This is a genomic window from Marisediminitalea sp., from assembly GCF_984433645.1.
In genome coordinates this window covers 1-7,745 of sequence record NZ_CFIDRX010000193.1, presented here as the reverse complement: position 1 = coordinate 7,745, position 7,745 = coordinate 1, and the positions used below count along the sequence as shown (strand labels likewise).

The following is a 7,745-nucleotide window of genomic DNA, read 5'->3' as shown; positions in this document are numbered from 1 at the left end:
TGTGTTTCTGGAACGTTGTTATTTGATTCCTCTGGGTATGAGCCAATCTGAACTGGCTCGCGTGCTCGGGGTATCCCGCCGCCGTGTTCATGAAATTATAAATGGGCAGCGCGCTATTTCTGCCGACACCGCACTGCGCCTTGCACACTACTTTCAAACGACCCCCATGTTCTGGCTGGAAAAGCAGTTGTTATGGGAATTGTACGACGCCACGCATAAATTTTAATTAATTTGAAATTTAACCTTCCATTTTTTAGTTTAATTGGAAAGTTATTGACCATAATTTTATTGCTGGTACTTGTAACGCCACTCGTTACACCCCGTGAAACGGGCCTCAGCCCACATGCCTGATGTTGGCATGGTCTTTGTATTTATCAGTAAATGTAAAAGAATTGTAATTTGGCCAATCGAAGCCAACTAACCAGATTGTACAGAACAAAATCTAATGAATGAAAAACAAGTACTTATTTTAGGCATTGGCAATATTCTTTGGGCTGACGAAGGCTTTGGTGTACGTTGCGTAGAAACACTTAATCAGGACTACGTATTCCCTGACAATGTCAACATGGTCGATGGTGGTACGCAGGGGATTTACCTGGTTCAACATGTTCAGGAAGCCGATGTGTTAGTGGTGTTTGATGCCATCGACTATGGATTACCACCGGGTACGCTGAAAAAAATCTACAACGAAGATGTACCCAAATTCATGGGCGCCAAACAAATGAGCCTGCATCAAACCGGCTTTCAGGAAGTACTCGCCATGGCCGAGTTCACCGGTAATTACCCGGCTGATTTACTGTTGGTGGGGTGTCAGCCTGTTGAACTGGAAGACTTTGGAGGCAGTTTGCGCCCTGAAGTCAAAGCCCAGGTTAAGCCAGCGATTGACATCGCGTTGGATTATCTCGCTAAGTTTGGCGTCGAACCTACACGCCAGGCCGGTAAGGCACAAGCGCTTTCACCCGGGCAGTTAAATTTAAGTGATTATGAACAAGGTCGTCCGGACGAGGCGTCAGCCTGTCGTACTGGTGACATTCGTGTCATTGCGGGAGCGACTTCAGTGCCAGAGGGTACAGACTAATGTGTATTGGTCTTGTGTACCAGGTACTTGAAACCACCGAGCATCGTGCTCGGTGCCAGCGCGGTGAAGACATTCGTTGGGTGGATACCTCATTGGTTGGCTCAGTTGAAGCGGGTGCCTGGCTGCTGATCTTTTTGGATGCTGCGCGAGAAATACTGTGCCCAGAGCGCGCCAAACAGGTTGAAGAGGCCGTTAGTGCCATAGAACGCGTGATGTCTGGCCAATCAGTAAACCTCGACGATTGCTTTGGTGATTTGGTTCACAATGAGCCTGAGTTACCCGACCATTTAAAACCATTATTAAAATAAGAGAACAACATGACTTCACCACTAATAGACCGACTGGTCGACGAACTGGGCTACCCGGTGCTCGACGATGACAATTTCGAAGACTTTATTACCAGCACCCCCTACAGCGTCTTGTTTTTAACAGAAGATCCTAAACGCTTCCCGGAAAGCCTGGATGTCGCGGTGATTTTACCCGAGTTAATCAAGCGCTTCGGCCAGCTTACCCCGGCTGTGGTGTCGACGAATATTCAGACAGCCTGCAGAGGGCGATACAACTTTATGGCCTGGCCGGCACTGGTGTTTCTGAAAAACGGGCAGTATCTGGATGCCATTACGAAAGTGCAAAACTGGGATGATTATGTGCGTGAAATCAGCCGTATTTTAACGCTCGAGCCGCGGCCGGACCCGGGTATCGGTATTCCGGTTGTGTTTAACCCCATTAGCAAACCCTGCGGACAGTAAGGATTTAATATGCGTGACATTAGTATAAACATCGTCAACGTGCCTGTAGGGCCGGGTAGTCAGCCAGAAGGCGATATGGTGCTGGACTACATGAAAATGCCTTCTGAGATGAGCACTTACGACATGCCGTCCTTCCCGGAAGAAAGCGAACTAGAACGTTGTCCTCAAGCGATGGCCATTCTGGCTGATATCCAATTGATGCTGGCTCAGATTAACGATAATGGTCAGGCAAGTATCCTTACCTTAACTGAGTTGCCTGACGCGGATTTGAATCTGTTAAACCAGATATTGGGTGAGGGTGAGGTCAGTGTCCTTATCGAGGGCGAGCGCCCGGTTCGTATTCAGGAAACGGTAATGGCAGGCATTTGGCGACTGCGCACCTTTGATGAGCAGGGCAACGTGCTGTCGGAAGCGATTGAAGTAGCTGAAATTCCGGAGTGCGTGCGCGAAAAAGCTTTTGCGACAAAAGTAAATCTTACTGAACGCATCGAGGCCTTGCCTGAGGGGCTGCTTAATGCGCCGTCAGTATTGGTAGAAATTGCAGAAACGTCAGAACAATACAAACAACAACCAGACATGGCGTCGCACGTGATAAACCTGTCTTTGTTGCCCTTTTCACCCGAAGATCACTACAGCCTCACCACTACTACAGGCACGGGCTGCGTTACCATCTTATCGCGTGGCTACGGAAACTGTCGCATCACGTCAACTCAGGTAGATGGTCTGTGGCGTGTGCAGTATTACAACAGTACGGATCAACTGATTCTGGATACGTTGGAAATTGTGGCAATTCCGGCCGTTGCTTGCGCAGCTCCGGAGGACCTGGCTGATTCCGCTATTCGTTTGGAAGAAATCCGCGACGCGTTAATGTAAGGCAGTATTATGAGTTTTCAGGGTTTTGAAGGTAGTTACCTTGGCGATGACAGTCGGATTGAAGCTGATGCCAAACTGGAATGCAAAATATGCTGGTACGTGTACGACCCGCTGAAAGGCGATGAAGTCTGGCAGGTACCACCTGGTACGCCATTTGTGAAACTTCCCGATTTCTGGCGCTGTCCCGAATGTGACGGTGATCGTGACCAGTTTATGGTAATCGAGGAGTAGTGGTGGATCACGAAGCTGCAGTCGTCGCGTTTTATCGGTCAGTAGACGGCAAAATGGTTGACCTGCCGGTTTACAACAAACAGTTATCCATTGATGCTACCGCGTTTAGAAAATGGGATAGCTATGATATTGGGGTGGTAGTCACACCCTGGTGTATGAATGTGTTGTTGTTACCCACCGGTACTGCTGAATCGCACGCTTTCGAACCAGGGCAGACGTTTTATTTGCAGTTTCCATCAGGGCAATATGAATTCATTTGTGCTTATGATGAACGTCTGGGTGACTATGCGACCTGCTCGGTGTTTTCCCCCATGTTTGAGTTTTCTGAACAGGCTGTGGCCTTGGAAACGGCAACCGCAGTATTGTCTGCGCTATTCGACGAACAACACAAGTCTGAATCTGAGCGGCATCAGACGCGTAAGGTAATGGCTGAACAGCATCGAATACTGGAAGAGCAAGCTGCCAAACAGGCAAAGGATACGGGAGAATCTGATTCTTCAGTTCAACCAAGTGAGTTGCCAGAGGGGCTTAGTCGCCGTGCATTTTTAACCGGCGGGCTTCGCAGAAGTGAGGCAGAGCAATCGTGAACATTGCTGCAGAGTTAGCCAATAGCAACACCAAATCTGAATCGGCTCAGCCAAAAACCGGCGGTCTTAACATTCAGGTGGTCTATTTGCGGAATCGCATTACCGATGTGCTGATACATAATTCCCGCCCTATGGTTGCGAGTCGAATTTTTGTTGGCAGAAGCGTTGAGCAAGTATTGGCGCTCATGCCGTCATTGTTTTACGTCTGTGGTGTAGGTCAGCTCGTTGCCGCGCTGCAAGCAATTGAAAGTGCGCTCAATAAGCCGGTTTCAACTGAAGTAATCAGAGCGCGTGAGGCGTTGCTCATGGCGGAATCGTTGCGAGAACAGGTGTTCAGTTGGGTGATCAACTGGACACCGCAGAATAAGTCTAAGCTGTGTCATATAGTGGACTGGTTTAATACGTGCAAACGCAGGCTTGACTGGAGTCTGACAGTTGAACCTCAGGTAGTTGAGGGGGTAAAAGGTTCGGAGCTCGACCCAGCGAAAGTGCTGGATGAATTACAGTTGCACTTGCGAGAAGCAATGCAACACTTTGTTTTAAAATATAAAAAAAATTCATCGTTGGCCAAGCTGGGGATTTCTTCTGAACGTTGCGGATTATTGGCCGCGTGCGATGAATACCCGTTTGGTGTTGCCGCAAACAGGTTACTATTGGGTAATCAAGATGTGGTTACTGACGTCATTCAGGCTTTGGATGCGCCTTCGGCTACAGCGTTTTGTTTGCAACCAACGGTAGCAGGACTGCCACAGGAAACGGGCAGTTGGGCCAGACGTCAGTTAACAAATAACACCGCATCGCGAAAACAAAAGGGTAAGAATGTAACTGCGCGAGTTCGCACGTTGTTTGACGAAATACGTCAGGCTGAAGCGCGTTTTGAATCGATAATCTCTGAAGGTGATAAAAAGGTCGATTCAGTCAAAAGTAAAGGGTGCGCTATAGTGGAGACCGCCAGAGGAACCTTGTTCCATCGGGTTCAACTATCTGAAAATAATACAGTAAAAGATTATCAGATTATTGCGCCGACAGAGTGGAACTTTCACCCGCAGGGTACATTGAAAACCATGTTATCGGGGCTAACGCTACCGCGAGAACAGGTTAAACCGGTAAGTGAAATACTGATTACATTGCTCGACCCATGTGTACCCTGGCAGTTGGAGGTGATTCATGCATGAGATGTCTATTGCAGAAGGCATTTTACAAGTTCTCGAAGAACAGGCTGTCAGCCAGTCATTCGAGAAAGTGAAGGCAGTGTGGCTGGAAATTGGCCCCCTTGCCGCTATTGAAACAGACGCGTTGACCTTCTGTTTTGACGTAGTGATAAAAGAGAGTCTGGCAGAAGGCGCCAGTCTGCACATTATCAAATTACCCGGAAAAGCGTTTTGCTTACAGTGTCTGGATACCGTCCCGGTCACGCAGCGCTATGACAGTTGCCCTGTTTGTGGCAGTTATCACTTACAGATAACACAGGGCGATGAAATGAGAATAAAAGAACTAGAGGTAGCTTAACCATGTGTACAGTTTGCGGTTGCTCAGAAGGTGAAGTCAGCATCGAGCATGATCACTCCCATAGCCATGCTCATTCACATACTCATGGCCATGATGATCATCATCATGGTCACCACCACACTCATCATGAGCACGACCATGCAGGAATTGAAAGTGAAGGCGACAATATTCATTTTGGAAAAGGGCCGGCTCACGCTCATGTCGCGGGTCTGAGCCAAAGCCGAATGGTGCAGATAGAACAGGATATTCTGGGCAAAAATAACCAGTATGCGGCGCAAAACAGGGCGCGCTTTGCGCAACAGTCGATGTTTGTGCTGAATCTGGTGTCCAGTCCCGGCTCAGGCAAAACAACCTTACTCACAGAAACCATTAATCACATCAAATCCCGCTATACCGTGGGGGTTATCGAAGGTGATCAGCAAACTGCTAACGACGCCGACCGTATTCGCGAAACCGGTGTACAGGCGGTGCAAATCAACACAGGCAAAGGCTGCCACCTGGACGCTCACATGGTCGGTCATGCCATGGAGAACTTTTCCGACTTAACCGGTGGTGTGTTGTTTATTGAAAACGTTGGTAATTTGGTGTGTCCGGCATCGTTTGACCTGGGCGAAGCCGCCAAAGTGTCCATTTTGTCGGTAACGGAAGGCGAAGACAAACCGCTGAAATATCCCGATATGTTTCATGCTTCGGAACTCATGATCCTGAATAAAACGGATTTGTTGCCGTATCTGGATTTCGATGTTGAGCGCTGTATTGAATATGCAAAACGCGTTAACCCGGACATTAAAATCATCCAACTGTCGGCCAAAAGCGGAGAGGGTATGGACCAGTGGATTGACTGGATCAGTCACAAACGGGCATCCATTATTGAGTCGCGTATTCAAATCCTGCAGCAGCAAATTGAACAGTTTAAGGCGATCTTGTAATGCCTGCCTCAACACGCCCGGTAGTCTTGTGTGTCGACGATGAAGTGCGTTCTCTTGAAACGCTGGAACGCACGTTGGATGAAGAATTTGATGTGCTGACCGCAAATAGTGCGCAGGTGGCATTGCGTCTTCTCGAAGACAATGATGTTCAGGTGATTTTATGTGATCAGCGTATGCCGGATCGCACTGGCGTTGAACTGCTCACTGAAGTGCGGGAGCGTTGGCCTAAAGTCGCACGCCTTATTTTGTCGGGGTATACCGATTCAGAGGACATTATTAAGGGGCTCAACGAAGCCGGGATCCTGCAATACATCACCAAGCCATGGCATCCGGAAAGCTTGTTAATGACTATTCGCAGCGCCTGCCGTATGTGTGCGTTACAAAGCGAAAATGCCTTGCTAAATATGGAAATGCGGCTAACGGAAACCCAGGCTGAGCAGCAGGTTGTCGAGAAGAAAGCCCAATTGCGAAGCAGTTTCGATCTCAACGAAATCAAACGCCATGCGCAAAGCCCGCTCAACAAGATTTGCGATCAGGTCGGAAAAATAGCGCCTTACGACGTATCTGTATTGGTAACTGGCCCGTCTGGTGCAGGTAAAGAGCTATTTGCCAGGGCGCTGCACTACAACAGCCTGCGTGCAGACCGGCCCTTCGTGGTGGAAAACTGTGGTGCGATGCCCGATGAATTACTCGCGTCTGAATTATTCGGCCATAAAAAAGGGTCGTTCACCGGTGCTATTACCGACCATGTGGGTTTATTTGAGCAAGCAGATGGCGGCACTATTTTTCTTGATGAGATAGGTGAAATCAGCCCGGCCTTTCAGGTAAAGCTGCTGCGTGTGTTACAAGAACGCGAAATTCGCAGGCTGGGTGAACAACAACGTCGCCAGGTTAACGTTCGCATTGTGGCGTCGACCAACCGGGATTTAGAGGAAGAAGTTCGCGCCGGGCGTTTCCGTCAGGATCTGTATTTCCGACTTGCTGAGGTTACCCTTGAATTACCCGCATTGTCCCGCCGTACCATCGATATACCGGTACTGGCTAACAACTTTCTGCAAAATGCCATGCACCAGTTTGACAAGCCGGTAAAAGGTTTCAGCGAAGAGGCGATTGCTTGTATGAAACGCTATAGCTGGCCTGGAAATGTGCGTGAATTGCAAAACGAGGTGCGTCGCATGCTGGTGATGTGCGAAGGCGAATGGTTGACCGCGGATCTGTTAAACCCACGCGTGCTGCGCGCAGCGCCAGACGCCGAAGATGACGACATTGACATGTTTGCAGGACTCGAAGGCACCTTAAAAGAAAAGGTGGAGTTACTGGAAAAACGTATTTTACGTGAAACCCTCATTCGGCATCGCTGGAACAAAAGCAGTGCGTCGTTGGAATTGGGGTTATCCCGGGTTGGCTTGCGCTCTAAGCTTGAACGCTATGAGCTCGAGAAAACCGGTGACACTGATCCAAGTAAACAGCATTAAGCGGGGAGAATTGGTATGTGTTTAGGTATTCCCGGTCAAATCGTCTCGATTACCGACGAAGCGTTGCAAACCGGGGTTGTGCAGGTATCCGGTGTAAAGCGAGAGGCGAACCTGAGTTGTGTGGTACCAGCTGATGGCAATTTGCAGTCGCTGGTAGGCAGATGGGCGCTAGTGCATGTTGGCTTTGCCATGAGCATTATCGACGAAGAAGAGGCGCAGCGGACTCTGCAAATTCTTGCCGAAATTGGCGAGTTGCAGGAAGAGCTGGACGCCATGCAGCACGGCGTCTGAGTAGTGAATCATGAGCAATCAAT

General features: G+C 49.0%; 12 protein-coding genes. All 12 read left to right on the top strand.

Annotated features, from left to right (window positions below; translation table 11 throughout):
• Positions 1-226: HigA family addiction module antitoxin (locus tag AC4MRN_RS17955; RefSeq protein ID WP_491204051.1), on the top strand; the 226-nt coding region annotated here is incomplete at its 5' end.
• 219 nt (positions 227-445) lie between these two features.
• Positions 446-1,078 (top strand): HyaD/HybD family hydrogenase maturation endopeptidase, encoded by a 633-nt coding sequence (locus AC4MRN_RS17950; protein WP_491204050.1) that lies wholly within the window; start codon positions 446-448, stop codon positions 1,076-1,078.
• Entirely contained in the window at positions 1,078-1,386 is a 309-nt protein-coding gene (locus AC4MRN_RS17945; RefSeq protein WP_491204049.1) for a HypC/HybG/HupF family hydrogenase formation chaperone, read from the top strand. Before AC4MRN_RS17950 ends, AC4MRN_RS17945 begins: the two co-directional genes overlap by 1 nt.
• 9 nt (positions 1,387-1,395) lie before the next feature.
• The gene (locus AC4MRN_RS17940) at positions 1,396-1,827 is read left to right on the top strand and encodes a thioredoxin domain-containing protein (RefSeq protein ID WP_255053378.1); all 432 of its coding nucleotides are present in this window, start codon (positions 1,396-1,398) and stop codon (positions 1,825-1,827) included.
• A gap of 9 nt (positions 1,828-1,836) precedes the next feature.
• A complete protein-coding gene (locus AC4MRN_RS17935; RefSeq protein WP_491204048.1) occupies positions 1,837-2,700 on the top strand; it encodes a hydrogenase expression/formation protein in 864 nt (287 codons plus the stop codon).
• A gap of 9 nt (positions 2,701-2,709) precedes the next feature.
• The gene (locus AC4MRN_RS17930) at positions 2,710-2,931 is read left to right on the top strand and encodes a rubredoxin (RefSeq protein WP_370240302.1); all 222 of its coding nucleotides are present in this window, start codon (positions 2,710-2,712) and stop codon (positions 2,929-2,931) included.
• A 2-nt stretch (positions 2,932-2,933) separates the two neighbouring features.
• Positions 2,934-3,518 (top strand): [NiFe]-hydrogenase assembly chaperone HybE, encoded by a 585-nt coding sequence (gene hybE, locus AC4MRN_RS17925; RefSeq protein WP_491204047.1) that lies wholly within the window; start codon positions 2,934-2,936, stop codon positions 3,516-3,518.
• Complete coding sequence (locus AC4MRN_RS17920; RefSeq protein ID WP_491204046.1) at positions 3,515-4,693, top strand: nickel-dependent hydrogenase large subunit; 1,179 nt, start codon at positions 3,515-3,517, stop codon at positions 4,691-4,693. Before hybE ends, AC4MRN_RS17920 begins: the two co-directional genes overlap by 4 nt.
• Positions 4,686-5,027 carry a hydrogenase maturation nickel metallochaperone HypA gene (hypA, locus tag AC4MRN_RS17915; protein ID WP_174237789.1) on the top strand — a complete coding sequence of 114 codons (342 nt, stop codon included), beginning with the start codon at positions 4,686-4,688 and terminating at the stop codon, positions 5,025-5,027. The genes AC4MRN_RS17920 and hypA overlap by 8 nt, the downstream gene beginning before the upstream one ends.
• Positions 5,028-5,029: 2 nt before the next feature.
• The gene (gene hypB, locus AC4MRN_RS17910; protein WP_491204045.1) at positions 5,030-5,956 is read left to right on the top strand and encodes a hydrogenase nickel incorporation protein HypB; all 927 of its coding nucleotides are present in this window, start codon (positions 5,030-5,032) and stop codon (positions 5,954-5,956) included.
• Positions 5,956-7,431, top strand: coding sequence for a sigma-54-dependent transcriptional regulator (locus AC4MRN_RS17905; RefSeq protein ID WP_488802457.1), 1,476 nt, complete (start codon positions 5,956-5,958; stop codon positions 7,429-7,431). The genes hypB and AC4MRN_RS17905 overlap by 1 nt, the downstream gene beginning before the upstream one ends.
• Before the next feature lie 15 nt (positions 7,432-7,446).
• Complete coding sequence (locus tag AC4MRN_RS17900) at positions 7,447-7,722, top strand: HypC/HybG/HupF family hydrogenase formation chaperone (RefSeq protein WP_491204044.1); 276 nt, start codon at positions 7,447-7,449, stop codon at positions 7,720-7,722.
• Positions 7,723-7,745: the final 23 nt, after the last annotated feature.

Coding starts and splice junctions, on each gene's coding strand:
- AC4MRN_RS17905 (WP_488802457.1), top strand. CDS start 5,956: ATGCCTGCCTCAACACGCCCGGTAGTCTTGTGTGTCGACGATGAAGTG.
- hypA (WP_174237789.1), top strand. CDS start 4,686: ATGCATGAGATGTCTATTGCAGAAGGCATTTTACAAGTTCTCGAAGAA.
- AC4MRN_RS17900 (WP_491204044.1), top strand. CDS start 7,447: ATGTGTTTAGGTATTCCCGGTCAAATCGTCTCGATTACCGACGAAGCG.
- AC4MRN_RS17935 (WP_491204048.1), top strand. CDS start 1,837: ATGCGTGACATTAGTATAAACATCGTCAACGTGCCTGTAGGGCCGGGT.
- AC4MRN_RS17940 (WP_255053378.1), top strand. CDS start 1,396: ATGACTTCACCACTAATAGACCGACTGGTCGACGAACTGGGCTACCCG.
- AC4MRN_RS17945 (WP_491204049.1), top strand. CDS start 1,078: ATGTGTATTGGTCTTGTGTACCAGGTACTTGAAACCACCGAGCATCGT.
- AC4MRN_RS17950 (WP_491204050.1), top strand. CDS start 446: ATGAATGAAAAACAAGTACTTATTTTAGGCATTGGCAATATTCTTTGG.
- hypB (WP_491204045.1), top strand. CDS start 5,030: ATGTGTACAGTTTGCGGTTGCTCAGAAGGTGAAGTCAGCATCGAGCAT.
- AC4MRN_RS17930 (WP_370240302.1), top strand. CDS start 2,710: ATGAGTTTTCAGGGTTTTGAAGGTAGTTACCTTGGCGATGACAGTCGG.